Source organism: Paraburkholderia bengalensis (assembly GCF_037126505.1).
Classification (GTDB): domain Bacteria; phylum Pseudomonadota; class Gammaproteobacteria; order Burkholderiales; family Burkholderiaceae; genus Paraburkholderia; species Paraburkholderia bengalensis.
This window is the reverse complement of the sequence record NZ_JACFYJ010000017.1, coordinates 77,826-103,704: the sequence shown is the minus strand read 5'-3', so window position 1 is coordinate 103,704 and position 25,879 is coordinate 77,826. Positions and strand designations below refer to the sequence as shown.

Annotated in this window: 23 protein-coding genes and 1 pseudogene; 14 read left to right on the top strand and 10 right to left on the bottom strand. The window is 61.0% G+C overall.

The genetic code is table 11. The annotated features are described in order from the left end of the window. Nucleotides 1-165: 165 nt before the first annotated feature. From H3V53_RS13345 to kce, 3 genes are all read left to right on the top strand, one after another. Complete coding sequence (locus tag H3V53_RS13345; RefSeq protein WP_336598308.1) at nt 166-1,524, top strand: short-chain fatty acid transporter; 1,359 nt, start codon at nt 166-168, stop codon at nt 1,522-1,524. A gap of 81 nt (nt 1,525-1,605) precedes the next feature. Next, nucleotides 1,606-2,664 (top strand): ketopantoate reductase family protein, encoded by a 1,059-nt coding sequence (locus H3V53_RS13340; RefSeq protein ID WP_336598307.1) that lies wholly within the window; start codon nt 1,606-1,608, stop codon nt 2,662-2,664. A 76-nt stretch (nt 2,665-2,740) separates the two neighbouring features. After that, nucleotides 2,741-3,679 (top strand): 3,5-dioxohexanoate:acetyl-CoA acetone transferase, encoded by a 939-nt coding sequence (gene kce / locus H3V53_RS13335; RefSeq protein ID WP_336598306.1) that lies wholly within the window; start codon nt 2,741-2,743, stop codon nt 3,677-3,679. A gap of 197 nt (nt 3,680-3,876) precedes the next feature. On the opposite strand, the gene H3V53_RS13330 is transcribed toward kce, so the two are convergent. Beyond that, a complete protein-coding gene (locus H3V53_RS13330; RefSeq protein WP_336598305.1) occupies nt 3,877-4,149 on the bottom strand; it encodes a hypothetical protein in 273 nt (90 codons plus the stop codon). Between the two features lie 12 nt (nt 4,150-4,161). After that, the gene (locus H3V53_RS13325) at nt 4,162-4,839 is read right to left on the bottom strand and encodes an MgtC/SapB family protein (protein ID WP_336598304.1); all 678 of its coding nucleotides are present in this window, start codon (nt 4,837-4,839) and stop codon (nt 4,162-4,164) included. 119 nt (nt 4,840-4,958) lie between these two features. Between H3V53_RS13325 and H3V53_RS13320 the strand changes: the two genes are divergently transcribed. After that, nucleotides 4,959-5,339, top strand: a complete 381-nt coding sequence (locus tag H3V53_RS13320) for an NUDIX hydrolase (RefSeq protein ID WP_336598303.1) — start codon at nt 4,959-4,961, stop codon at nt 5,337-5,339. Nucleotides 5,340-5,574: 235 nt separating this feature from the next. Then, a complete protein-coding gene (locus tag H3V53_RS13315) occupies nt 5,575-6,498 on the top strand; it encodes a recombination-associated protein RdgC (RefSeq protein WP_336598302.1) in 924 nt (307 codons plus the stop codon). A gap of 123 nt (nt 6,499-6,621) precedes the next feature. Here the strand turns inward: H3V53_RS13315 and H3V53_RS13310 are convergent, their stop codons facing one another. Next, nucleotides 6,622-6,843 carry a hypothetical protein gene (locus H3V53_RS13310; protein ID WP_054924508.1) on the bottom strand — a complete coding sequence of 74 codons (222 nt, stop codon included), beginning with the start codon at nt 6,841-6,843 and terminating at the stop codon, nt 6,622-6,624. 141 nt (nt 6,844-6,984) lie between these two features. Beyond that, nucleotides 6,985-7,893 carry a glutamate/aspartate ABC transporter substrate-binding protein gene (locus H3V53_RS13305; protein ID WP_054924507.1) on the bottom strand — a complete coding sequence of 303 codons (909 nt, stop codon included), beginning with the start codon at nt 7,891-7,893 and terminating at the stop codon, nt 6,985-6,987. 306 nt (nt 7,894-8,199) lie between these two features. Here H3V53_RS13305 and H3V53_RS13300 point away from each other — a divergent pair, with 306 nt between their 5' ends. Then, nucleotides 8,200-8,607, top strand: coding sequence for a hypothetical protein (locus H3V53_RS13300; RefSeq protein ID WP_336598301.1), 408 nt, complete (start codon nt 8,200-8,202; stop codon nt 8,605-8,607). Nucleotides 8,608-8,888: 281 nt separating this feature from the next. Here the strand turns inward: H3V53_RS13300 and H3V53_RS13290 are convergent, their stop codons facing one another. After that, nucleotides 8,889-11,216 carry an FdhF/YdeP family oxidoreductase gene (locus tag H3V53_RS13290; RefSeq protein WP_336598300.1) on the bottom strand — a complete coding sequence of 776 codons (2,328 nt, stop codon included), beginning with the start codon at nt 11,214-11,216 and terminating at the stop codon, nt 8,889-8,891. A 189-nt stretch (nt 11,217-11,405) separates the two neighbouring features. On the opposite strand from H3V53_RS13290, the gene H3V53_RS13285 reads away from it, so the two are divergent. After that, a complete protein-coding gene (locus H3V53_RS13285) occupies nt 11,406-12,848 on the top strand; it encodes an aminotransferase-like domain-containing protein (protein ID WP_336598299.1) in 1,443 nt (480 codons plus the stop codon). After that, nucleotides 12,845-13,159, top strand: a complete 315-nt coding sequence (locus H3V53_RS13280) for a helix-turn-helix domain-containing protein (RefSeq protein ID WP_054924504.1) — start codon at nt 12,845-12,847, stop codon at nt 13,157-13,159. The genes H3V53_RS13285 and H3V53_RS13280 overlap by 4 nt, the downstream gene beginning before the upstream one ends. Nucleotides 13,160-13,217: 58 nt before the next feature. Here the strand turns inward: H3V53_RS13280 and H3V53_RS13275 are convergent, their stop codons facing one another. Further along, nucleotides 13,218-14,372: an FUSC family protein gene (locus H3V53_RS13275; protein WP_336598298.1), complete on the bottom strand. Its 1,155-nt coding sequence runs from the start codon at nt 14,370-14,372 to the stop codon at nt 13,218-13,220. A gap of 23 nt (nt 14,373-14,395) precedes the next feature. After that, nucleotides 14,396-15,007, bottom strand: coding sequence for a LysE family translocator (locus H3V53_RS13270; RefSeq protein WP_336598297.1), 612 nt, complete (start codon nt 15,005-15,007; stop codon nt 14,396-14,398). Nucleotides 15,008-15,165: 158 nt separating this feature from the next. Between H3V53_RS13270 and H3V53_RS13265 the strand changes: the two genes are divergently transcribed. Continuing rightward, nucleotides 15,166-15,696 (top strand): GNAT family N-acetyltransferase, encoded by a 531-nt coding sequence (locus tag H3V53_RS13265; protein WP_336598296.1) that lies wholly within the window; start codon nt 15,166-15,168, stop codon nt 15,694-15,696. 112 nt (nt 15,697-15,808) lie between these two features. On the opposite strand, the gene H3V53_RS13260 is transcribed toward H3V53_RS13265, so the two are convergent. Both H3V53_RS13260 and H3V53_RS13255 read right to left on the bottom strand, forming a co-directional pair. Continuing rightward, complete coding sequence (locus H3V53_RS13260) at nt 15,809-16,870, bottom strand: alkene reductase (RefSeq protein ID WP_336598295.1); 1,062 nt, start codon at nt 16,868-16,870, stop codon at nt 15,809-15,811. Nucleotides 16,871-16,953: 83 nt separating this feature from the next. Then, the gene (locus H3V53_RS13255) at nt 16,954-17,283 is read right to left on the bottom strand and encodes a helix-turn-helix domain-containing protein (protein WP_054924499.1); all 330 of its coding nucleotides are present in this window, start codon (nt 17,281-17,283) and stop codon (nt 16,954-16,956) included. An 895-nt stretch (nt 17,284-18,178) separates the two neighbouring features. Between H3V53_RS13255 and H3V53_RS13250 the strand changes: the two genes are divergently transcribed. From H3V53_RS13250 to H3V53_RS13235, 4 genes are all read left to right on the top strand, one after another. Further along, nucleotides 18,179-18,826: a hypothetical protein gene (locus H3V53_RS13250; protein ID WP_336598294.1), complete on the top strand. Its 648-nt coding sequence runs from the start codon at nt 18,179-18,181 to the stop codon at nt 18,824-18,826. A gap of 957 nt (nt 18,827-19,783) precedes the next feature. After that, the gene (locus H3V53_RS13245) at nt 19,784-20,827 is read left to right on the top strand and encodes a medium chain dehydrogenase/reductase family protein (protein WP_336598293.1); all 1,044 of its coding nucleotides are present in this window, start codon (nt 19,784-19,786) and stop codon (nt 20,825-20,827) included. A gap of 596 nt (nt 20,828-21,423) precedes the next feature. Further along, nucleotides 21,424-22,587 (top strand): DUF4382 domain-containing protein, encoded by a 1,164-nt coding sequence (locus tag H3V53_RS13240; RefSeq protein ID WP_336598292.1) that lies wholly within the window; start codon nt 21,424-21,426, stop codon nt 22,585-22,587. A 51-nt stretch (nt 22,588-22,638) separates the two neighbouring features. Next, a complete protein-coding gene (locus H3V53_RS13235) occupies nt 22,639-22,794 on the top strand; it encodes a hypothetical protein (protein WP_336598291.1) in 156 nt (51 codons plus the stop codon). 335 nt (nt 22,795-23,129) lie between these two features. Here the strand turns inward: H3V53_RS13235 and H3V53_RS13230 are convergent. After that, nucleotides 23,130-23,516: pseudogene (locus H3V53_RS13230) on the bottom strand (integrase core domain-containing protein); the annotation flags it as partial. A 455-nt stretch (nt 23,517-23,971) separates the two neighbouring features. Between H3V53_RS13230 and H3V53_RS13225 the strand changes: the two are divergent. Beyond that, nucleotides 23,972-25,651, top strand: coding sequence for a mechanosensitive ion channel family protein (locus H3V53_RS13225; RefSeq protein ID WP_336598290.1), 1,680 nt, complete (start codon nt 23,972-23,974; stop codon nt 25,649-25,651). Nucleotides 25,652-25,879: the final 228 nt, after the last annotated feature.

Genomic DNA, 25,879 nt, shown 5'->3' with positions numbered 1-25,879 from the left:
GCGATTCACGAGCGGCACAGATATCCGTACACGAGGACACCTGCGCAGATCGCAGTCGTGGTCTGCGCTCGCGGTGCCGAATTGATCAAGTAGAGGGGACGAGACATGGTGCAGATGGTGCAAAACGACGCTGAAGATTCAAGGCGCGGAGTCGCTCAGTCGGCAGTGCAAGTCAAGCGAAACATATCCGGGCGATTTACCGAATGGAGTCTGAACTGGATTCCTGACTCGATGGTCTTCGTCGCGGCGCTCACGATCATTGTTTACCTGATGGCATTGGGGTTGACTCGCCATGGCCCATTGGAACTGCTGGACGACTATGCGAAAGGCTTCTGGGTATTGCTGACGTTTGCGATGCAACTCACCGTGATGATGGTTACCGGCTTTGTCGTTGCCGATTCAAAACTGGTGAAGGCAGCAATCGTTCGCGTCATCAGCCTCACGACGACGGCCCGATCAACGTTGATCCTGTTCTGCCTGATCGTTGGTGTCGTGAGCTGGCTGCACTGGGCAGCAGGACTGATGGTGGCCATCGTGATGGGCAAGGAAGTCGCAGTACGCAAGCGCGGCTTGGGAATCCATTATCCCGTTCTGGCGGCTGCAGCGTACACAATGATGCTCCTCATGGCGAATGGACCGTCGCAGTCTGCACCGCTGCTCGCGGCTACCTCGGGCAATTTTCTTGAAAAGACGATCGGCGGCCTGATTCCGCTCACGCAGACGGCGTTGTCTCCGTTCCTGCTGGCGCTCGTGCTTTTTGAGCTCGTCACGTTGCCCGTCATTTTTGCATTCCTGATGCCGCGGAACGGGCGCGCAGTTGAGATCAGCGACGCCACTTACGACGAGTTCACGAGGCCGCCCGTGTCAACCGGTTCGACGGAGAACCTGCGTCCCGCCGAACGTTGGGAACGTTCGCGCGTTCTGCTGACTGTCCTTGGCCTGGGCATCCTCATCTGGTCGGTGCGTTTTCTCGCCACCATGGGCGCAGCAAAACTCGACTTGAATGTCATCAACTTCATGTTGTTTGGGCTGGGCATGGTGTTGCACGGATCGCCTCGCAGCTTCACGGAATCTGTCAAGCAGGGTGTGGGTACCACGTACGGAGTGATCATCCAGTTTCCGCTTTACGCAGGCATCTTCGGATTGATCGTCCATTCGGGTCTGTCGGACATCATCACGCACTGGTTCCTGTCGATTTCGACGGCAGGAACGTACGCGTGGATCGTGCTCATCTACACGACGATCATGGATTTCTTCGTTCCTTCCGGCGGCTCGAAGTTCGCGGTCGAGGCGCCGTACATCATCGCTGCTGGCCAGAAGCTTGGCATTCCTGTCGCGCACGTCGTCAACGCCTACAGCACGGGCGGACAACTCGCGAATCTGATCCAGCCTTTCTGGGCGTTGCCTTTCATGGCCGCGTTCAAAGTACGCTTTCAGGACATTCTTCCCTACACATTCGCCATGTTCTTGTATGCCCTTGGCGTAGGCAGCATTGCATTCCTGTTATTTCCGCACGGTCTCTGAGGCCACCCACTTTCGCGATGAAGCACCCCTCGCGGGCGATGGCGACGTGCTGCGCGTGTCCAACATGACGATGGAGAGTGAATGAGAGCAGCAATCATTGGCGCGGGGTCGCTTGGCACCATCATCGGTGCACTGATCACGCGCGCTGGAAAGCAGATTGACCTGATCGATACCTATAGAGAGCACGTGGACGCGCTCAACAGCAATGGCGCGACGATCACCGGGTCAGTCGAGATGAATGTGCCAGTCGTCGCCCTCACACCGGATGAAATAGCAGGGCACTACGATCTGGTGTTTTTGCTCACCAAGCAGACGAGCAATAGAGACATGCTGAGCAAACTGCTCGCCCACCTTCACGCGGACAGCATCGTCTGTACGCTGCAGAACGGCATCCCTGAACACAGCGTCGCTGAAATCGTAGGCGCGCAACGTACGGTCGGAGGTGCCGTGGGGTTTGGCGCGACGTGGGTAAAGCCTGGCGTCTCGTCACTGACGTCCAGCTACGATGTACTAAAAAGCTTCGCATTTGAGATTGGCGAAATCGATAACGCAATCCGACCCAGGTTGACACAGGTTCAGTCGTACCTGCAGTGCGTGGGTGCCACGGAAATACGCACCGATCTCATGGGCCTGCGTTTCAGCAAGCTTCTCATGAACGCAACGTTCAGCGGAATGTCGGCTGCGCTCGGTTGTACGTTTGGCGACGTTCTGAACAATCCCAAGGCGATGACATGCCTCGCATTTGTCGCAGACGAATGCATCAAGGTAGCTCATGCGCACGGCGTACGCCTTGTGCAGATGCAAGGCGAAGACTTCGAAACCTTTCAGCTGGATAGTGCGGCCGACATCCCTGCAAAGATGCCGATGTATCGGAAGATCTGGGGGGCACATGCAGGACTGAAGGCCAGCATGCTGCAAGATCTTGAGAAAAGGCGGGATACCGAAATCAGCTATATCAACGGCCTAATTAGCGACATGGGACGCAAGCGGGGCGTTGCCACTCCGTTCAACGACAAGATTGTCGAATTGGTACTCAAAGCACAGACCCGCCGCGAGCTTAGCAAGTTTGAGGATCTCGAACGATTCGACGAGCTGCTCTCGATATACGCGGGCGAATCTTCTTGCTTGCCAAGCTTGTGACCGGCAGCAGCGCGTCCGGCGTGGCGACGTCGAGCGCGCACAAGAATTCAATCAGGCAAATCAGAGGGAAATGACAATGGCTCGTCAGGACAGGAAAGTCATCATTACGTGTGCCATCACCGGCGCTATCCATACGCCGACGATGTCGGACGCGTTACCGTACCGTCCGGAGGATATCGCAAGGCAGGCCATAGACGCCGCAGAGGCGGGGGCATCCATCGTGCACCTGCATGCCCGCAATCCGACGAATGGGGCTGTGTCGATTGACCCCGACCACTTCATGCAATTCCTGCCCCATATCAAGGCATCAACCGACGCGGTGATCAATCTGTCGACGGGAGGCAGTCTCACCAATACGATGGAAGAGCGAATCGCACCGGCGCGCCGCGTGTCGCCCGAAATGTGCTCGCTCAATATGGGCAGCATGAATTTCTCGATGCACCCTTTGGCAGATCGCTACAAGGAGTGGAAGTTCGACTGGGAGGAACAATATCTGCGCAACTCCGATTCGTATATCTTCCGCAATACGTTCCGTGACATCGGTTTTTCTGCGAAGGAGTTGGGTGAAGGACACGGTGTCAAGTTTGAGCACGAATGCTACGACGTGGGGCACTTGTACAACCTCAAGTTTTGCATGGATATCGGTATGTTCAAGGCACCCGTTTTCATCCAGTTCATCTTTGGGATTCTGGGCGGTATTGGCGCCGAACTCGACAATCTTCTCTTTATGAAGCGAACAGCAGACCGTCTGTTCGGTGACAACTATCGTTGGTCAGTTCTCGGTGCAGGTGGTGCCCAGATGAACTTCGCAACCACGGCTGCCATGATGGGAGGCAACGTGCGCGTCGGGCTCGAAGATTCGTTGCATATTTCGCGCGGGAAGCTTGCGAAGTCGAATGCGGAGCAGGTGACCAAGGTCCGTCGAATACTCGAAGACCTCGGTTATGAAATCGCAACACCCGCTGAGGCGCGCGCTATTCTTGCCCTCAAGGGCAGCGAAAACGTGGGCTTCTGATCGCCCAATAGCGGGATTGATGCCGGGCCAAAAGAGCGGGGGCTTTTCAAGGAATTGGCCAAAGGCCGCCGATCGACATTCATTCGGGAATCGCCGGCAATTTCGCGTCGACTCCATGACTTGTCCCCGTAGAAGTCAGCATTAACCGTCCGATTTGCCAACCGACCGCAGTCCTTTCGGACTGCTGTGGCACGGGATCAATGGACTTCCCGCTGGGACAAATCATCGACCAGCGTGCGTGCGGCCTGGTAACCGCCGTCAAGCGCTTCGGATTCGCTGACGAAAGGACGTCCCGCCTTCTCCACGAATCGGAGCGGTGAGAAGCGCGACAACTGGGTGCCGGGTTCGCAGATTCTCACGACGGCAACATAGCCCGGCTTTCCCGATGGGCGCGCGCCTTTTCGGTTCTGAAAATCGGACTCGATCGCGATCTGCAGGGTATATCCGTTGTACTCGTAACTCTGTGTCATGGCCTCTTCCCGTTACTGCCCACGCCGGCAGCTACGCGCGCCCGGCATTGCTTCGAGTCTCTCGCAGATCGCGGAGAACTCAGTTTCCGTCACGCGCGAGAGCGCGATCTGGATGTCGTCGAATTCCGGATCATCCTCGGACTGCTGAACGACAAACTGCTTGACCCTGATCTTGCCTGAACCGAGTGCGGTAACCAGCGTGTCCAGGGAAACCGACCCTCGCTCGACCAGCAACTGCACGTTTCGTTGCTGCCGAACCGAGATAAAGCGGCGCTCAAGGGGTTTGATCCCCGCCAGGATGATCAGCATGATGACCGTAGCGCCGATCGCCGCCGTGTACATTCCGCCGCCCACCGCCAGACCGACACCGGCGACCGACCAGAGACTGGCCGCCGTCGTCAGGCCGCGAACGATCTCGCCACGAAGCAGGATGGAGCCTGCACCGAGAAAGCCGATGCCTGACACGACCTGCGCGGCGATCCGCGACGGATCGAGCACGACATCCTTCTGACCCAGCACGTCCGCAAAACCGAACGCAGACACCAGCATGATCAGCGCGGAACCCATACAGACCAGCATATGAGTGCGTAGCCCGGCTGCCCAGTTCAGCCGTTCGCGCTCGAACCCGATCACGCTGCCGAGCAGGGCAGCGATGAGCAAACGGGCGACGATTTCCCAGTTACTGATCACGATGAGCCAGGTCCGACGTCGATGAGCGCGAATTGTGACATTTATGTGACATTTCTGCTGGGAACATGGACAATTTGTGTTGTGATACGTTCACAAAATCGCGAACAGGCAAGGAGCGCATGAAAAATCGGGCAACCGTGCTGTGCATTCGCGGCGACCGCATTCTGCTCGTGGCGAGAGCCCGTGCGAGATGGGCGCTGCCGGGCGGCCGGATCAAACGCGACGAAACACCCGCGGACGCCGCGCGACGCGAGCTCGAGGAGGAAACCGGTCTCGCGGCGACCGATGTGATTTACCTGTTTCAGTTTGGCGGGTCGAGCACCCATCATCACGTGTTCCTCGCCGACGTGCCCACGCATGCTGAACCGGAGCCCATGAACGAAATTGCACGGTGCCGCTGGTTTGTGCACAGGAAGATAGCGACGCTGTCAGCGAGCGTACCGACGCGTGGCATCGTCGAACTCGTCGCCAGGGCGACGACGGACACGGACGGGAGCTGAGCAGGAGCCCGCTGGCGGCGGCGCCGGCCGTCAGCTTCGCAGCACTTCGTTTTTGGCGAGCTTGAAAGGCAGATGACGCACGCCGCTGACATTGATAATTTAGTATCACCAACTAATCGGGGTTAAAAGCGTAATCGCCAATGCGCTCGTTCGCCTATCGTCTGGTTGTATGACACATAAAAATCCGCCGTGCCGCCATCGTCATATAGAATGACGCGCTTTGCCCGTTCTCGCCATGTGGTTCAAGAATCTACAGCTTCACCGTCTTCCCGCTCCGTGGAACGTGAGCGTCGAGCAAATGGAAAAGTGGCTCGCGCCGGATGCGTTCCAGCCCGCCAATAGCGTCGAGACCCAGCGACAGGGCTGGGCGCCGCCGCGACACGACGGCGCGCTCGTCTACTCGATCAACAAGCAGATGCTGCTGACTTTCCGCGCGGAAAAGAAACTGCTGCCCGCGTCGGTGGTGACGCAGGTGACGAAGGCGCGCGCGTTGGAACTCGAAGAGCAGCAAGGTTTCAAGCCGGGCCGCAAGCAGATGCGCGACCTGAAAGAGCAGGTCACCGACGAACTGCTGCCGCGCGCCTTCAGCATCCAGCGCGACACCCGCGTGTGGATCGATACCGTCAACGGCTGGCTTGTCATCGATTCCGCTTCGCAGGCGCTCGGCGACGACGTGCTTGGCCTGCTGGTCAAATCCGTCGACCGCTTGCCGATCGCGAGCGTGCGCGTCGCGCAGGCGCCCGTCTCCGCGATGACCAACTGGCTGCTGGCGGGCGACGGCCCTGTCAATTTCACGCTCGACCAGGACACCGAACTGCGCTCGCCCGCCGAAGGCAATGCGACCGTCCGCTATGTCGGCCACGCGCTCGAAGCCGACGACATGCGCCGTCATATCGAAGCGGGCAAGCAATGCATGCGCCTTGCGATGACGTGGAACGATCGCGTGTCGTTCGTGCTCACGCCCTCCCTGACGATCAAGCGCGTGACACCGCTCGACGTCATCAAGGACGCCTCCGACCCGACCGCGCAAAACGACGACGAACAGTTCGACTCCGACTTCACGCTGATGACGGGCGAACTGGCGAAGATGCTGGACGGCATCGTCGATGCGCTCGGCGGCGAACTCGACGATGGCATTGCGGCTGCGAGAGCCGCCTGACGCGCAACGCGTTCGCGTCTCGGCACGCGCGGAACGTGCAATGTGCAAATTGCAACGTGCAACATGAAAAAGGCCCGCATGCAGCGGGCCTTTTTCATATGCGTGGGACAAGTCGCGCGAGCGCTAATCGAACATATTCCTGAACGCGACGGCCACGATCACGGGCACGCACATCACGAGCGGAATCGCGAAGTACGGCACTTCGAGATCGACGTACCAGCTATAGACGAGCCAACCGATGCCCGCGCCCAGCGTGCCGATGCCGATGAGCGCCGTCAACACGTTGAGCGTCGTCGGCGACGGACGCCAGCGCGGTTTGTCCTCTTTGGGCGAAGGCGAATTCATTGCAGCTCCGGAGCGAATCGACATGAGTTGTTGTTTGTTCGATTCTACTCCGGCGGCCCGCCGTCAGCAGGATGGCCCCGGCAAGCCGCAGGCCGCGCTGAAAGAACATTGAAAGCGCGGCGGGCGGTGGAGCTGTCCCGCTTATTCGAACGCCTTGTCGTTCGGATTCTTGTAAAGCGTGCGTAGGTTGTCGCTCATCGGAAAGTCGAAGTTCATGTTCTTCGGCGGCACGGGCTTCATGAACCACTTGTCGTACATCGCGTCGATCTCGCCGCTTTTCATCACCTGCGCAAGCGTGTCGTCGACCACTTTCAGGAACGCGGGATCGCCCTTGCGCAACATGAAGCCATACGCCTCCGACGACTGCGGCGTGCCGACGATCACCCAGTCGGCAGGCTTCGCGGTCAGCGTGCGCGTGCCGGCGAGCAACACGTCGTCCATCATGTACGCAACGGCGCGGCCCGTTTCGAGCGTCATGCGCCCTTCGCCGTAATCCTTCGCGCTGATGATCTGCATGTTCATCTTCTTGTCTTCGTTCATCTTGCGCAGGATGCGCTCGGACGTCGTGCCCTGATTCGTCACGACCGTCTTGCCCGCGAGATCGGGAAAGTCCTTGATGCCGGAATCCTTGCGCGTGAGCAGCCGCGTCGTCGCGACGAAGAATGTGTCGCCGAACGCGACCTGGTTTTGCCGCGACGTGAGGTTCGTCGTCACGCCGCATTCGAGATCGACCGTGCCGTTCTGCACCAGCGCAATGCGGTTCTGAGACGTGACGGGAATGAAGCGCACCTGCAGATTCGCCTTGCGCGTCTTCACCTTCACGGCATCGATGATCCTGTTGCAGAGATCCTGCGAGAAGCCGATGACCTGATTGTTCGAATCGACATACGAGAACGGCACCGATGTCTCGCGATGGCCGATTGCGATCAGATTGGCGGCCTCGATCTTCGCGAGCGTTGGCTGCGATTCCTGCGCGTCAGCGTTGGCCATCGACGCGAAGCACGGCGCCGCGACGCACAGGGCGAGCGCGAGCGAAGTCAGTCGGTTCATTGCTGGTCCTCTGGTTGGACAATCGATTGGAAACGAACGGCACGGCGCGCGCCCGCATGATGTTTACATATGTTGCCACAACAAAAAATTACGCAACATATGTTTTACCCTTAGGGTTTGCCCTCGAGGTTTGCCACGACCCTTTGGTTCGCTTGCGACGCGGCGTGGGCCGTCATGTGCGCGGCGCGCAGGGGTGGCATGATGGATGCACCATTTCGTCGTGAACGTTCGTCCGAATCTGCCGTTTCGTCGTCAACCCCACCCAGGAGAAAGCCGATGCATGCCGTTCGTCAATGGATCGCAGGAATGGTCTTCACCCTGACGCTGGTCGCCTTTGCCGCGCTGGCGCCGCTGCCTGCCGACGCGCAGTCCGCGCCAGGCGCCGCGCCGCCGCCCGTGCCCGCTGGCGACGGCACGTTCTTGCTGACCATCTTCCTGAAGCACGACGAATCGAAGCCGCTGCCGAAGATCAACCAGCAGCTTGCCGAGCAGGGCTTCTACAAGGCATTCCCGCCGCCGGGCATCGAAGTGGTGTCGTGGTACGTGATGATGGGCATCGGCCAGGTCGTGACGCTGCGCGTGCCCGCCGACCGTCTGCGTGAAGTGAATCGTGCGATCGAGGAAACCGCGTGGGGCGGCTACCGAACCGAGTTCTATCCCACATACGACTACAAGGCGCTTGCCGAGCAGGCACGCGCGAAGAACGGCAAATAGCCGCGCGCGTCGTCAGGCCGTGTTGCGCGACGAATGGGAGCCGTTGTTCCGTTTGCAAGGCATGCAGAATCCGCTGCCGCGCATGCGGATGCTCGATGGATTCAACGAAGGCGGATCGCATTCGAGGCGACCGATTCGTCGGCGAAGGACAGTGACGCTCGAGACGGTGGTCCGCCCGCTGGTCGAGCGTTCAGTATGAGGGCGTCTCTGCGGCGCGGGCAGTCCCGCCGCCGTTTGCGATGCCGGCAGGAGCCTTGCGGGCATCGCGAAGATAACAAATATTACGCGGCGTCGGCCGCGGCTGCCGCAGACGCATGCAGCAAGACGGGAATCGACTTCGACGTCGGCGTATTGCATACGTCGGCCGTGCTGGAAAGCGGCACGAGCGGATTCGTCTCCGGATAGTAGGCGCCGAGGCATCCACGCGGAATGTCGTATTCGACCAGCAGAAAACGCTCGGCGCGCCGCTCGATGCCGTCGTCCCAGATCGTTTCCATATCCACCCAATCTCCCGCCTTGAATCCCAGCATGGCGATGTCGGCAGCGTTCGCAAACACCACGCGGCGCTGGTTGTACACGCCGCGATAACGATCATCGAGCGCGTAGATCGTCGTGTTGTACTGGTCGTGCGAGCGCGTGGTCATCAGCGTCATCGCGCGTTCGCCGTGCAGCTTGCGCGCGCGCTGGATCGGCGTGTCGCGCTGGATCTGATGCACGACGAAGTTCGCCTTGCCCGTGCCCGTGTTCCAGTCGCGTTCGCGCGAAGCGACGCGCAAGTGAAAGCCGCCCGGCTGCGCGATGCGCTTGTTGTACTCGTAAAAGCCGTCGATCGACCACTCGATGGCATCGCGGATCTTTGCGTAATCGTTCGCGTAGCCGAGCCAGTCGACCTTCTCGCTGCCGAGCGTCGCATGCGCGATCTGCGCGACGATGCGCGTCTCAGACATGAGGTTCTCCGACGCGGGCTTGTTCATGCCATACGACACGTGCACCATGCTCATCGAGTCCTCGACGGTCACGCCTTGCGGCACGCCATTCTGCAGATCGATTTCGGTGCGGCCCAGCGTAGGCAGGATCAGCGCGTCGCGGCCATGCACGAGATGGCTGCGGTTGAGCTTGGTCGTGATGTGCACCGTCAGGTCGCAGGCGCGCAGCGCTTCCCACGTGCGCGGCGTGTCGGGCGTCGCGATCGAGAAGTTGCCGCCCAGACCGACGAACACCTTCACGTGGCCTTCGAGCATCGCTTCGATCGTTTCGACCACGTCGTAACCGTGCTCGCGCGGCGGCTCGAAATCGAACACTCTGCCGAGGCGATCGAGAAACGCGTCGCTCGGCTTTTCCTCGATACCGACCGTGCGGTTGCCCTGCACGTTCGAGTGGCCGCGCACCGGGCACAGACCCGCGCCCAGACGCCCGATATTGCCGCGCATCATCATCAGGTTCGACAGCATGTGCACGGTCGGCACGGAGTGCTTGTGCTGCGTGAGTCCCATGCCCCACGTCGCGATCACCCGCTTGCCGTTCGCGTAGATGCGCGCGAGGTCTTCGATGTCTTCACGCAGCACGCCCGATTCTTCCACGAGCGCGTCCCAGCTTTGCGCGCGCAGATCGGCGGCGAACGCTTCGAAATTGGCCGTGTGCTCGTCAAGGAACGCCACATCGAGCACGCGCTCCGCGTTCTGTTCGATCGCGATGTCGTCCAGTTCGAGCACGCGCTTGGCGACCCCCTTGATCAGCGCGAAGTCGCCGCCGATTTTCGGCTGGATGAACGTCGACGCGATCTTCACGCCCGACATCTTGACCATGTCCGTCACGTGCTGCGGGCTGGCAAAACGTTCGAGGCCGCGCTCGCGCAGCGGATTGATCGACACGATGGTCGCGCCGCGCTTCGCACATTCGCGCAGTTCGCCAAGCATGCGCGGATGGTTCGTCGCGGGGTTCTGGCCGAAGATCAGCAGCGTGTCGGCGTGCTCGAAATCTTCCAGCGTCACCGTGCCCTTGCCGACGCCGACGGTAGTGGGCAGGCCGCGGCTCGTCGCCTCGTGGCACATGTTCGAGCAATCGGGGAAGTTGTTGGTGCCGTACATGCGCACGAACAACTGATACACGAATGCTGCCTCGTTGCTCGCGCGGCCCGACGTGTAGAACGCGGCCTGATGCGGGCTATCGAGCTTGTGCAGATGCTTCGCGATCAGCGCGTAGGCGTCGTCCCATGAAATGGGCTTGTACTTGTCGGTGCGCGCGTCATAGACCATCGGGTCCGTCAGGCGGCCGTGCTGTTCGAGCGTGTAGTCGTCCTGCTTCATCAGCGCGTCGACCGTGTGCTGCGCGAAGAATTCGGGATTCACGCGCTTGGTCGTCGCTTCCGCCGCGACGGCCTTTACGCCGTTTTCGCAGAACTCGAATGTGGATGCGTGCTGCCGGTCCGGCCATGCGCAGCCCGGGCAGTCGAAGCCGTCGGGCTGGTTCTGCTTGAGCAGCGTGCGGTAATTGCCGCCCGAGACCTTTTCCTTGATCAGGTTGATCGCAACGTATTTCAGCGCGCCCCATCCCGCGGCTGGCCCCGTATACGGTTCGATGCGGCCTGGCTTGGTGGTGGTCTTGTCCATGTTCTGCGTCCGGTGTGGCGTGATGTTGTGGCAAGGGTAGTGGGGAATACGCGTAGCCGGTGTGTACACAACGTGCGAAAGAAAAAGAGTACAGTTTCGACTGTTATCGTTGAAAATTCCCCGCGACGGCGAACTGTGCTCAAAAATTGGGCGCCGTGCCCGTCTGCTGTGCCCGCTCGAGAGGCGTCGTTGAAGCTCTACGAAGAATTGGCGAAGGAGATCGAAGGGCAGGTGAGGCGCGGCGTGTTCCGGCCAGGCGAGCGCGTGCCGTCCGTGCGGCAAACCAGCCAGCACCGGCAGATTTCGATCACGACGGTGCTGCGTGCTTACCTGCTGCTGGAAAGCAAGGGCATCATCCAGAGCCGCCCGCAATCCGGGTATTTCGTGCGCCTCGGCGCGAACGATGCCGCAGCGCCCGTGCAGGAACTCGACGTATCGAAGCCGATTGCCGTGTCCGCGCAGGTCGATGTGAGCCGGCTGGTGCTGTCCACGTTGCGCTCGATCGGCAGCGACGAAGCTGTCCCGCTAGGCTCGCCGTATCCCGATCCCGGCCTGTTTCCGTTCCAGAAGATCAACCGCTACGCGCATGCGATCGGCCGCCGCAAGACGCAATGGGGCGTGACGGACGAGCTGCCGCCCGGCAACCCGGACCTGATCCGGCAGCTCGCGCGGCGCTATCTCGAGAACGGCATCGCTGTCGATCCGAACGAAATCGTCGTGACGGTCGGCGCGACGGAGGCGATCAATCTGTGCCTGCAGGCAGTGGCGAAACCGGGCGATACCGTCGCCGTCGAATCGCCCACGTTCTACGCGATGCTGCACGCCATCGAGCGCATGGGTTTGCGCGCGATCGAAGTGGCGACGCATCCGCGCGAAGGCATCGACCTCGGCGCGCTCGCGCAGATACTCGACAAACGCAAGATTGCCGCGTGCATGGTGATGCCGAACTTCCAGAATCCGCTCGGCTTTCAGATGCCCGATGAGAAGAAGCGTGAGCTGGTGAAGCTGCTCGCGAAGCACGACGTGCCCGTGATCGAAAACGACGTCTATCACGAACTGTATTTCGGCGACGTGCATCCGGGCGCGCTGAAGAGCTACGACAGAAAAGGGCTGGTGCTGCATTGCGCGTCGTTTTCGAAGACGCTGACATCCGCTTATCGCATCGGCTGGGCGATGCCGGGCCGCTACCGCGAGCAGGTCGAAAAGCTCAAGTTCCTCAACACGCTGACCACGCCGTCGATTCCGCAACTGGCGATCGCCGAATATCTGAAGCAGGATGGCTACGAGCATCATCTGCGCAAGCTGCGCAAGGGTTTCGCGCAGCGCGCGAAGCTGATGACGACGCTCGTCACGCGCTTTTTTCCCGAAGGCACGCGCGTATCGCATCCGATGGGCGGCTACGTGCTGTGGGTCGAGTTGCCGCCTGCCGTCGATTCGATGCAGCTGTACAAGCTCGCGCTCGAGCACGGTATCACGGTCGGCCCCGGCTACATGTTCTCGACCACGGACGGGTACAGGCATTGCATCCGCCTGAATTACAGTTATGCATGGTCGCCGGAAATCGAAAACGCGCTGGTGACGATCGGCAAGCTTGCAGCCGCGAACATGCGACTCTCTGGAGATTCCACGTGAACCCGAACGACTCGGCACACGACAAGCATTGCGACGACGATGACGACGACAACGGACTCGATCCGACCGTCGAGCAGCTGCTGATGCTGCTTTGGGAAGCGGCGAGCGCGACGGCAGGGGACGGCAAGCCGTGGTCGCTCGCGAAGATCAGCAAGCGCGCCGAGCTGCCGATGAGCACGCTGCGGCGCTATCTGACGCAGCTGCAATCGGCGGGCGTGATCGATGTGCAAATGGACGATGAGGGGCGCGGCACGGCCTCGCTGACGGCCGAAGGGCGCGAGCTGTGCGAGGCGCTGTTCGGCGAGCCTTGAGCGTGCATTCGCGTGCGCTTGTGCGCGTTCGCATGCGCTTGCATCGCAAAGCGCTGCGTCAGGGCGTGGCCTCGTCGGACACGGGCAGGAACGACAGGCGCGCCGCAATCAGCATCACGCAGGTAAGGACTGCGATGCCCGTCAGGATGCCCGCGAGCCGCAGCATCGCCGGGTGAGGATCGGCGGACCACGCGTGGTCCTGCACGAACACCATGAGGAACGCGATCGTGAACTGCCGCCCGATGTAGCTCGCGCCCTCCTTGCCCGTCTGCACGTGACAGCCCGCCCAAACGCCCGCTGCGAGCGCGAGCAGGCACGCGGCGATCTGTCCGTGCATCAGCGGCAGCAGCGCGATGCCGACGGCGCCCGCGATCAGGCAGCCGAACATGCGCTGCACCATCTTGTCGGCGACCGGCTTTTGCGAGCGTACGACGAGCGCGCTGGCGGGCAGGATCATGACCGCGATGGTCGTCACGATTGCCTGCGCGAAGCCGGGCAGATCGAATGCGTAGGTCATCGCGGCGACGATCGAGACCGCGATGCCCGCCTGCACGCCGAGCACCATGCGCGCGTGGCGCAAGGTTTCGAAGGTCGGCGGCACGGCGTTGGCGGACTTCGCCGCCGCCGCCACGACTTTCGACGCGGGACGGTGCCGCTCGTACCAGCGGATGACGACGTGAAACGCGCCCGACACGGCGACGCAGGCAAACGTGCCGACGCACACTTCGGCCACGCGCAGCATCGCGAACGAGGCCGTCGGGCCGAACGCCAGCAGTTTGTGCGCCTCGAACGTGACCATCACCGACGTGATGCCGCCCAGCACCCACGCATACGACGCCGACGAACCGTTCGCGCGATACACGCAGACGCCGCCGATCGCGCCCAGCACGGGCACGAACAGCCACGGCCGATCGCCGATGATCGGGCCGGCGAGCGCGCCGACCAGGGCGCCGATGATGGTGCCGAGCACCCGATGCAGCCCGCGTTGCGCGGACGCCGAGAAGCGCGACTGCATCACGGCGAAGCCGCTGATCGCGGCCCACCATGTGTTCGGCAGATGCAGCAGGTGCGCGAGCGCCACCGACAGCACGACCGAAACGACGGCTTCGATGCCGAACAGCGCGCGTTCGGGCGTCGGTTTCCACGCGGCGAGTTCGCGCCCGAGCGCGGCGAGCGACTCGCGGCCGATCTGCGTGAACATGTTGGGGCGCATCGTCAGGCGGTCCCGAGTGGAGTTCAGCGCGTCGCGATTGCGGCGGCTGCGCCCGCCATCATCGTCGCGCTGGCGCGGTTCGCGATCCGCACCGCGCGGCGGCTCTTCAACAGCGCGCGCGCCTTCACGGCGGCAAGCGCCCAGACGAAATCGACCGTCATCAGCACGGCGAACATCGTCAGCGTCAGTTCGAGCCATGCCAGCGTGCCGACGCGCGACAGGTCGACGATGGTCGGCAACAGCGCGACGTAGAAGATCATGATTTTCGGGTTGCCGAGCGTGACCATCAAACCGGCGGCGAACATGCGCGCCGGCGACTGGCCACGCGGCAGGGCGCCTTCGTGGACCTCGGCGGGCGCGAACCACATCTTCCACGCGAGGAACAGCAAATAAGCGACGCCCGCGAACTTCAGCACGATGAAGACGAACGCGAAGGTGCGCGCGAGCACGGCGATGCCGGCGACGGCGCAGGTGAGCCACAGCGCTTCGCCGATCCACATTGCAGCGAGAAACGGCAGCACATCCCTGAAGCCGTTGGTGAGGACGCGTGCGACGAGCGCCGCGATGCTGGGGCCGGGCGAGCCCGCCGCGACGATCAGCGCGAGCGCGAAGACGAGAAGGCCGGAGAGTGCCATCGAACGACTCCTTGCAAGAGGTTCCCGCTGGGCATTATATCGGCGTGATGCGCTTATCCTGATTCCGCGTTTGGACTCGGATTGCGCCGGGTTGAACTGCACGCGCGGGCGGTGTCACACTGTGCGCTGATCTTCCACGACCTTTTTCGCCCCGTTCGATGCAAGCGCCCGCTGTCCTCTATCGATTCGCTGTGCCCCGCGACGTCGCGTCGATACGCGTGGTCGAATCTGAGGCTGCGCAGCGTTTCGTCAGCGTCGGTCTGACGGGCATCGCGGCGGCGCGCCCGATGGACGCGCCGTTCGTGCTGAAGAAAGTGCGGGCGTCCGAGGTGATCGTGGCGGAATGCGGCGGCGAATGCGTCGGCTTCGTGATGTTCGCGATGCTTCGCTCTCGCATCTACGTCGAGGCGCTCGATGTCGTGCCGCAACACGCCGGACGGCGCATTGGCGCAGCATTGCTCGACGAGGTGGACGCCAGGGCGCGCGAGTCGGGCGCGACGCGCGTCGAGCTGTCGACGTTTCGCCATGTGCCGTGGAATGCACCGTACTACCGGCGGCTCGGTTTCAGCGAACTCGCCGACGATGAACTCGACGCCACGCTGCTGCGCATCCGCAGGTTGCGCATCGCGCGCGGCGTCGACGAGACGAAGCGCGTTTTCATGCGGCGCGAAGTGAAGGCTGCGGGATAAGGGCGCTCGTGTATCCGCTCGCGCATCGCATGCGTGCAGATAAAAAAACGCCGCGGGAGAACTTCCCGCAGCGTTTTTCTTTTGCTGACCGACGTTGCGATGCCGCGATGAATCAGTTCACGGCTTCGAGCGTCGGATAGTCGGTGTAGCCCGCTTCGCCTTCGGCGTAGAAGGTTGCCGGAATCGGCTCGTTCAGCGGCGCGTCGAGTTCGAAGCGGCGCACGAGGTCGGGGTTCGCGATGTACAGCTTGCCCCACGCGACAGCATCCGCTTCGCCCGCATCGAGCAGCTTCTGCGCGCTTTCCTTCGTGAAGCTTTCGTTGGCGATGTAGACGCCGCCGAAGGCCTTCTTCAGTTGCGGGCCGAGGCGGTCGTCGCCGAGCGCTTCGCGGGCCGCGATAAAGGCGATCTTGCGCTTGCCGAGTTCGCGCGCGACGTAGCCGAACGTGGCGGCCGCGTCCGAATCGCCCATCGTGTGCGCATCGCCGCGCGGCGCGAGATGCATGCCGACGCGATCGGCGCCCCATACTTCAATGCATGCGTCCGTCACTTCGAGCAGCAGGCGCGCGCGGTTTTCGATCGGGCCGCCGTAGGCGTCGGTGCGCTTGTTGGTGCTGTCCTGCAGGAACTGATCGAGCAGATAGCCGTTTGCGCCGTGCACTTCGACGCCGTCGAAACCCGCTTTCTTCGCGTTCTCCGCGCCCTTGCGATAGGCGGCGACGATGCCCGGAATCTCCGACACGTCGAGCGCGCGCGGCGTCACGAACGGGCGCTGCGGACGCACGAGGCTTACGTGGCCTTGCGGTGCGATCGCGCTCGGCGCGACGGGCAGTTCGCCGTTCAGGAACACCGGGTCGGACACGCGGCCCACGTGCCACAGCTGCAGGAAGATCTTGCCGCCTGCGTCGTGAACGGCTTTCGTCACGAGCTTCCAGCCTGCCACCTGCTCATCGGACCAGATGCCCGGCGTGTCCGCGTAGCCGAGGCCTTGGGGCGTCACGGATGTCGCTTCGGAGATGATCAGGCCGGCGCTGGCGCGCTCGGCGTAGTACTTCGCCATCAACGCGTTGGGCACGCGCTCGTTGCCGGCGCGCTGGCGCGTGAGCGGCGCCATCACGATACGGTTCTTCAGCGTGAGATCGCCAATCTGGAGCGGGTCGAAAAGATTCGGCATGGTTCCAATCCTTGTGGGCCGTGGCCCGTCTATGTCAAGACTGCATTCGGGAAAAGCGAAGATGCGCGAAGACGCGGCGCGCGTCAGAGATCCGCGTTCATGTGTGCGAGGAACGCCTCGATGACGGCCTCGTTACGCTTGAAGAACACCCATTGGCCAACGCGCTTCGACGTGATCAGCCCCGCGCGCTGCAACGCGGCCAGATGCGCGGACACCGTGGACTGCGAGAGATTGCAGCAGTCGTCGAACTGTCCGGCGCAGACGCCGTGATCGTACGAAAGCTCCTGCTCCGGAAAATACTTCTCCGGCTCGCGCAGCTTCGCGAGAATCACGCGGCGCGCCGGATTGGCGAGCGCCTTGTGAATCGCGTCGACGTCGATGGCAATGGTCTTCGGGTTGGTCTTCGTGCTCATGAAACGGCGGGCAGACTCGGTAGCCGGAAATCGGCATCTGCATCGCTATGGGCCGAATCTTATATCGGAAATTTACGATATGTGTAGATGGCCTTACTTCGGGTGGGGAGATCGTTATCCGCATACAAAAAGCCAGGAACGCACTCCTCTCCCTGCTGTTCCGGAACGGTGCTGTTTTTCATTGTCATATTGACCTTAGCATCGGATCGTCGGCGAATGCCAATAGGCTTCGCACCATGCGCCTTCCTACGTCCGAAAGCTTACCTGAGTCGATATGAATGTCTGTTATTGGAGGCGGCCGTCGATGGTCCGCTCCTGGCCGACTGTACTCATTCACAGAAGTCGCCCGAATGCTGCCGTTGAAGGTTTCAATGGCACCTCTATAGCACCTTCATTGAACTGGGGCTCTCGGCCATGAACGGCCGTTCGATGTCGTCGTCCAGTTTCTATGCCCGGGGTTCCATAGGCTCCTGTCCAACGACCGCTTTGCGGCGAGTGAATCACGGTGACACTGCCTCAACCCGGCCATAAAGGGACGGTCGACGAAGCAACATAGATCGTCGACAATGTGCCCTGGTTCTATGCCCAAGCCTCCGGATGCCCATGATTCACGACTACGACTTTCGGTTATCTTGCCTCGTCTGAGCGGCCCTCTTCGCGAGATACTCGACGCCGAGCTTTGCATCGGTAACGCTATGGTCGAAATCAGCAGTGGTTGGCCAATGCAAAATGTGAATGTATGGCTGAAGGAGCCACTGGGACGGAAATACGCGGCTGATTACCCGGACCTCGAATACACCTATCTCGGCGACGCGCGACAGTGGCTGGAACAATACGTAGACACCAAGACCGGGGCTATGGTCGCAGCCAAGTGCTGACAATAGGCAGCCCTCAAATGAGTGGCACGCCCGCCGAGCCAGTCGTCTCGATAGTCGTCGACAATCGGCGCGGCGGCAGCAATCGACTAGTTGGCGATTTTGAAGAATATGATAGAAAAATTTGCTATTTCTCGACGAGCAGGGGTAATCGTGGCTTGGCTACTCCTCGCCATTCCCTACGGGCCCTAAACGCCTCTGCACAGACCAACACAGCTACCGACTCTTTGATCGATAGAGTTGTTGCGTTGACCGAGCATGGAGATCCAGCCGCCATGGAAAAAACAACAGCTGGATATCAGATTGATGCATCAAGGAAGTTCAATCCAGGGATTCCGGACGACACATGGGGATCTATCCGTGCCGATGTCAATGACATTATCTCAAACAAAATAAAGCCCGGGTACGGCGAGCAAGCTCTTCTAACAAGACACTTCGTTGAAAGCGCGAAATTTTCGGATGATGAACTCAGGCATCTAATAACGATAATGCAAGATCCTGTCATGCAAAGATGGGGCATTGCGATGCGCGACAGTAGCACTACGGCGTATATGGCAAAGCTATCGCAACAAGTGAATAATCAGATGTGGATGGTGGTCTCCATTGTTCTCCGACGACATGGGTTGCAGACAACCGACACATCGACAACGGCTAAGCAGAGTCATTGAGCACGTACACCACTTCCGTCGATTCCGGAAAGCGACTTATGTACGTGACGACCGCATCTAGCTCGGCCAGGCGGCCAACTAAGCCTGCGATTGTCCGTTAACGGAAGCGCCAATTGTCCGCTCTGGGTCCGGAGTGCGCGTTGACGATCGGCCGCTTTCGGGAAGCGAAATACCAATGACCGCTTTGCGGCGATCACTTCGAAGCGCGGATGGACTCCGGCCGACCCTCTCCGGACAGACAGCGCTGCCCGAACCGGTCAGTCATTCGGGCGGCCGTTACTCGGTTAGTAACGGTCATTCCTGAGCCCACGATGAATCTTGAGCCCACGATGAAAAAGGCGGCGGCTCCACGAGGCCGCATGCAGGTCGTCTGCGGTTGCTCGAACGCTATCTGGTTCAGTCAGGTCTTAGATGATTGTCAGCGCTGAGTCCATGCATCGCACTTTCGTCGAGGGCACCTTCTCCGGTATTTCGTCCAGCGGCACCGTACGCTAGTGGCGCCGGCACGCCGACCGATCGCTCCAGGATGGCATGCGGAGGTTGAGGCGTGTCCAGTGGAAGGGAAGTAACCTGACGCGTGCTGCCCCGTTGCGGCTTTGCGAAATCCGGCCCGCGTACGTCCGCTTGCATGAGGCAGAGCCCGGCCATTTGCCACGGTTGGTCCGCGCATTCGCTCGAACATTCGGATGACTGATCAGTGCGCAAGCGGCGCACCCCAGAATCTCCCCACCAACGATGAAGTAAGCGTCGCCGGACCCAGGGCGGCCGATACCTCATGGGCCGCGGCTAGCAAGATGCGGGCGGCAAGGGCTGCAACGCTGTTATTTTGAAAAGATGATCTGCATCAAAATGGCGCGAAGGGAGGCGGGTACTTTGAACTCAGAATGTCGCTGACTTGCCTTGACATCTTGCTCGCGTTCGCTGGACGGGGCACTCGGCAAGCGGGGAAATGTGCTCATGAGACACACACGTATCGTCGTGACTCACTACGGTGGACCCGACGCACTCAGGGTAGTCGAGGAGGAGTGCCCCGAGCCGGGGGATGGCGAGGTGCGGGTGCAAGTGCTGGACGCAGGTGTGAGCTTGCCCGACCTGATGATGCGCGAAGGCATCCACCCTGAAACGCCACGGCTGCCTTTCACGCCCGGGTGGGATCTGGTTGGCGTGGTGGACCGGCTCGGCCGCGGCGTCTCGGGAATCGAACCTGGCCAGATGATCGCCGCGTTGCCGATCAGTGGCGCCTACGCGCAGTACGTGTGCCTGCCGCAGGATGAACTGGTTCCCGTGCCCGCCGGATTAGATGCTGCCGAGGCTGTTAGCCTCGTGCTGAACTATGTGACGGCGTACCAGATGCTCCATCATTCGGCAAAGGTCAAACCGGGCCAGCGCGTCCTGATCCACGGCGCTGCCGGCGGGGTCGGCACGGCGCTATTGCAACTTGGACGCCTCGCCGGGCTGGAGATGTACGGCACCTGTTCATTGCGTGGGGCCTCGGCCGTTTCAGAGCTGGGCGGTATCCCGATTGATTACCAGCAGTTCGACTTCGTCAAAGAAATTCAGCGGCTCACCAGGGACGGCGTAGACGTCGTCTTCGAAGGGATCGGTGGTCCCCACATTTGGCGATCCCGCAAGGTTCTCCGTCCTGGCGGGACAGTAGTCGCATATGGCTTAACCTCTTCGCTACGCGGAGGTAGATTAGCTTCAGGTCGTCAAGGTGGTCGTCATCGCTTTCGTGCAATCGCCATTTTTGGGTGGTACATTGCCGCCAGCTGGCTTTTGCCGGGCAGGAAGCGGGTGATCCCCTACAGCATCCAGTGGCTCAAACGGCTGAACCCCGCATTGTTTCGACAGGACTTGATTGCCCTGCTTTGTCTTCTACAACAGAGGAAGATCGTGCCACTAGTCGCGCAGCTCATTCCCCTTGCAGAGGCACGACGCGCGCAGGAGTTGCTAGGCGACGGGGGCGTGACAGGCAAGATCGTGCTCGTCTGCAATGGATGATCCGCTGCTGGCTGTGGAGCGGTATAAGAACGGTACGCGGCGTCTGGCAGCACCGAGGCGCGCGTAGGGCCGAGTATTCTGCGGCGGATACTATCGCGTCAACGGGCGTAGCAATCTTCGAAAGCCACCGTTGGCGCAGCGATAGCGCGAACCGCTCAAGCGGGTCGGCTTTTGGCTTTTGCATGGAACACGCCCGAGGCGATCGCCGCATCGGGCCGTGGGACGCTATGCGGCCATGAGCGGCCGCTCAAGGTCGTCGCCCAGGTCGGACCGCCCAGACCTCATCCGCCCTTGCTGAGGGGTCGCTCTGCGGCGAGCGAATTGCGGATGGCACTGCCTCGGCCCGGCCAGCTTGGGTCATACACCCCGCACTTTAACTGACCGGAATCGGTGGGCCTTCGGACATATCAGCCTGCGCTAATTGCCCGAGGGAGGGCCTGGAACGTTTCCGTGAGCGAGGCTCGCGAATTTAGATGACCACCTGTCCACACGCGCCAGGTGCAGCTCGAAATGTTGCGAATCGTTACAAAATTAGAAATCGTTTGCTCCCCGGCAAACGTATCCTTCGCAACTCTGAAAAAACAAACAGGTGCTGAATGAACGGCTTGCGGAAAAGCTTAGCGTGCGCAATTCTCGCGTCGGTCGCCCTTGCGGCGTGCGGGGGTGGTGGGGGTAGCAGTGGCGGCGGCACCCCGACCGGCACGGTGAACGTCCAGATGACGGATGCGCCCTCGTGCGGATTCGACCACGTGTACGTAACGGTGAGCCAGGTACGGATCAATGCGAGCTCGAGCGCGGGCGACAATGACGGCGGATGGACTAACATCACGCTCGCTACCCCGCAGAAGGTCGATCTACTTTCGCTCACGAACGGCACGATGGCGACGCTCGGCCAGGCGACGCTGCCCGCCGGCCAGTATCAGCAGGTGCGGCTGGTCCTCGCCCAGAACCAGGGTAACACGGCGGCCAACTCGGTCGTCGTGTCGGGTACGACCAACGAACAGCCGCTCGCGACACCGAGCGCGACTCAAAGCGGTCTCAAGATCATTCGTCCGTTTGACGTGGCTGCGAACTCAACGGTCGATCTCGTGATCGACTTCAACGCCTGCAAGTCGGTCGTCCAGCACGGCAACGGCTCGTACGCGCTGAAACCGGTCATCACTGCCACGCCGACAACCGTCGCCGGCACGATCGACGGCTACGTCGCAGCGGCGGAAGCCGGCGCAACCGTGTATGCCGAGCAGAACGGCAAGGTGGTGAGCGGCACGGTGGCGGACAGCACAGGCCACTTCGTATTCTCGACACTTGCCCAGAGCTCAACGAACGGGACCTACGACATCGTGATCGTGCAACCGAACGAGACAACAGGGATCATTACGTCGGTGCCTGTCGTTGTCGGCGCTACGACGCGCGTGTCCACGGCGGGCCAGCCGATCACGCTTCCCGTATCGGCGATGAATACGGTAAGCGGCACCGTGACGGCGTCGGCGGATGCAAGCCTGCGTGCGCTTCAGGTTACGCCGATGGGCACGTATGAGATCGCGTCGGCGAATGCCAACCTCGATACGGGCAACTATACGACGAGCCTGCCCATCGCGGCACCGATGGTCGGCGCGTATAACGGCACGCTGCCCGTCGGCCTGAACCCAGCGGCGTCGGGCCAGTACACGATCGAAGCCGATGCGGCCTCGGGCGCCACGCAATCGACCACCGTCAGCATCACCGGCGGAAGCAAGACTAACGTGAACTTCACTTTCTGACGAAGTGCACTATCGACGAAGGGCGGCCGCCCCTTCTCCTCGGGGAGCCTCATGAAAAGATTCATCATTGCCATGGCCGTCGCCGCCGGCACGCTGTCCGGGTGTGCCGTGTACGTACCGGCCGAACCCGCCGTGGTCGTGAAGCCGCAAGGCGGCCCCGGCAACGGGTTCTGCCCCCCGGGGCAGGCCAAGAAGGGGAACTGCTGACGCGTTTCGCTTGTGCGCGGACAGAGCCCGCGGGGGCGCCCCTTGTGATTCGAACGTTTTTATGAGGCGGTGCCCAGCGCCGACCGTTTCACTTTGTAACGGTTAGTAATCTCTTCCGCTTACGCAACCCGGTTCGCATGAGCGGCGGATTGGCTGTTCTGATGGCGAGAGCGAACGCTCAGCGCTCGCAGGCCAATGTCCCTTTCAAACGGGTCGACTAGGGAAGTTCGGGGGGCGATCCAGGCTGGCCATCCGTCGTCAGCGGATGGATTTCCGGGTTCGGGCCGTCAACGGACGTTGGCCAATTCTTAGATGTGCGATTCACAGACATCGTTTCACTTTCGTGGTGGCCGTTTTCTTACCGTGCTGGAACTCGCGGCTCCGGTAGGAGGCGCGAGTTCCAGCACGCGCCTGTGATGCTCTGCAAGTATCTTGTCCACACGCCAGCCGTGTGGACGGCGCCAGTTGTAGTCGAACTGCCACTCTTCAAGTCGCTGGTCAATCTGGTCCTCGGTCGGGGCATGGTGGAACCAGAACTCGTTCAGGTCGGTCAGCTGTGAACGCTCGACCTTGCCGTTGAGGTGTAGGGAGCGTGGCGGAATCGGTCGAAATTTGATGCACTCGCTCATCAGACGTCGCTGCACCGATTCGGCGAAGAACTCGCCGCCCCGATCAGTCTGGATACGCTGGATTGGAAACGGCATTCCCTCGATGACTCGATCATCACCCAACGTAATCGAGTCGCGATCTCGCGGGTCAATGTCTGCGAATCACACAGGTAAGAGGACCCATGAAAACCTCGCTGAAGTCTTTCCCGGGGAGTTTTTCAACACAATGGGCCATGTCCAGTCATTCGCTTTCGTGCTTGATCGCCATTCAAACGTCGGTTCGAGCCTGCAAACGGCCATTAACTCCGCTCGCGCACGCCCATTCTGCCAACCGACAACTATCGTGTTCAATCACGCCTGGATGCATCCATCCAGGCCGCGACATGCCACTGGCCTGGAGCCCTCGACGGCATTTTTGTCGCGTTCTGCTTTCCGGCCGTCCCCCTTTTGGCTCTCTTGATATAAGTCAAGGGCGTCAGTCGTCCGCACGGCAGGATATCCATGGGAAGTATTCCGGTGTACGCCTTGTCCGGCGACACGGTGACGGCTTGTTGGCAGTAGAGGGGACAATGTCTCTGAGAATTCCCATACTTGCGGTGTTATTCATGATGCTTGCGGCGCCGCTTCAGGCTGCAAGTGAGGACGTGCGCCCGGAAACGCCGGCCCTCCTCGAGTCGGTGCTGGAAACGGCCCCGGTCGAGATCGACGGTCAGCTCCTGTTCAGGGTTCGGGGCGTTTCGTCCTTTCCCGCTGAGCAGCGCGCAGAGGCGATCAGGGGAAGAATCGAAAAGGTAGCGGCGGACGCCTCCTTCCCGAGCGACCGGCTAAGCACCGAAGTTGTCGAGAACGTCACGATAATCATGGCCGGGGAAGCTACGCTGATGATCGTGAGCGAAGCGGACGCCCAGCTGGAACACACGAGCCGCGACCATCTCGCCACGTTGCATCTGATGCGGATCAAACGGGCCATCGACGAATACCGGCAGTCACGAAGAGGCGACGCGCTGCGCAAGGCGGGGCTGTATGGCGCGGGCGCCACGGCCTTGCTAGCGCTGGTGATCGCAGTTCTGCTCGTGCTCAACCGATGGCTGGACAAAGCGCTCTCCCAACGTCTGAAGGGTCGCGTCCATGCCGTCGGCATCCAGTCTTTTGAGATCCTCCGTTCCGACACCATCTGGAAGGCATTTCATGGCCTGATGCTTGTGACGGGCGTCGCGACTATCATCGTGTCGGCGTACGCCTACCTGCATTACGTACTTGCGCTCTTTCCCTGGACCCGCTCCATCTCCAACAGCCTGTTCGGCCTTGCCGCTGGCGCGGTTGAGCACATAGGAAAATCCGTGGCCGCCAGCATTCCGGACATTCTCCTTCTGGCTGTCATCTACTTTCTGTCCCGGTTCGTCCTGCGCCGGCTGCACAACTTCTTCGATGCGATGACGCAGAAGCGCGTTACCTTCGCACAATTCGAGCCGGAATGGGCCCTGCCGACCTACAAGCTCGTTCGGGTCTTGGTCCTGGCCTTCGCGCTTATCATCGCGTACCCGTACATTCCTGGCTCCGAGTCCGCCGCTTTCAAAGGGATTTCGATCTTCATTGGCCTCGTGCTCTCCCTCGGCTCCTCGACAGCGATATCCAATCTCATTGCTGGCTACCTGATGACTTATCGAAGGGTGTTCAAGGTCGGTGACCGGGTGAAGGTGGGCGACGTGACGGGTGAGGTTATCGCCATCCGCCTCCAGGTGACCCATCTGCGGACGGTCAAAAACGAAGAGATCACGATTCCCAATTCCCAGATCCTGAACGGCGACGTAACAAACTTCAGCTCCATGGCCGGCACACGAGGACTGATCGTCCACACCACGGTCGGTATCGGGTACGAGACCCCTTGGCGACAGGTGGAGGCGATGCTGCACGCGGCCGCAGCGCGTACGTCGCGGGTGCTGAGGGAGCCGCAGCCGTTCATCCTGCTAAACAAGCTGGGGGATTTCGCGGTCACTTACGAACTGAATGTCTATATCCGTGAGCCGCATATGATCGCCCAGATCTGTGCGGACCTGCACCGGCATATCCTCGATGTCTTCAACGAGTACGGAGTGCAGATCATGACCCCCGCCTACGAGGGCGATCCTGACGAACCCAAGGTCGTACCGCGCGCGCAGTGGTATACGGCACCGGCCTCATCCGATCAAAGGAAAGAAGTGGAGGACGCGGAGGACAACACGTGTACAGGCGCGAGAACACAGAGGTAACGAAGCCGCCACCCCGGCGCGGCGGCTCAGCCCATGCAATGCGGGCAAGAGACTGGCGGTTTTTTGTGGTGGAGCAACGAGGCATGCGCGGACTCTGTCTGGACAGCAGGTCTGCCCGGAATTGCACTCCCAAGGAATTGACGCGGGAAAGTTCAATTCAGACTGGTACGACGTATGGCGGAGCAAAAAGCCCGTTCCCCGTCCTGTAATCGATGCATTGCCGCCTTG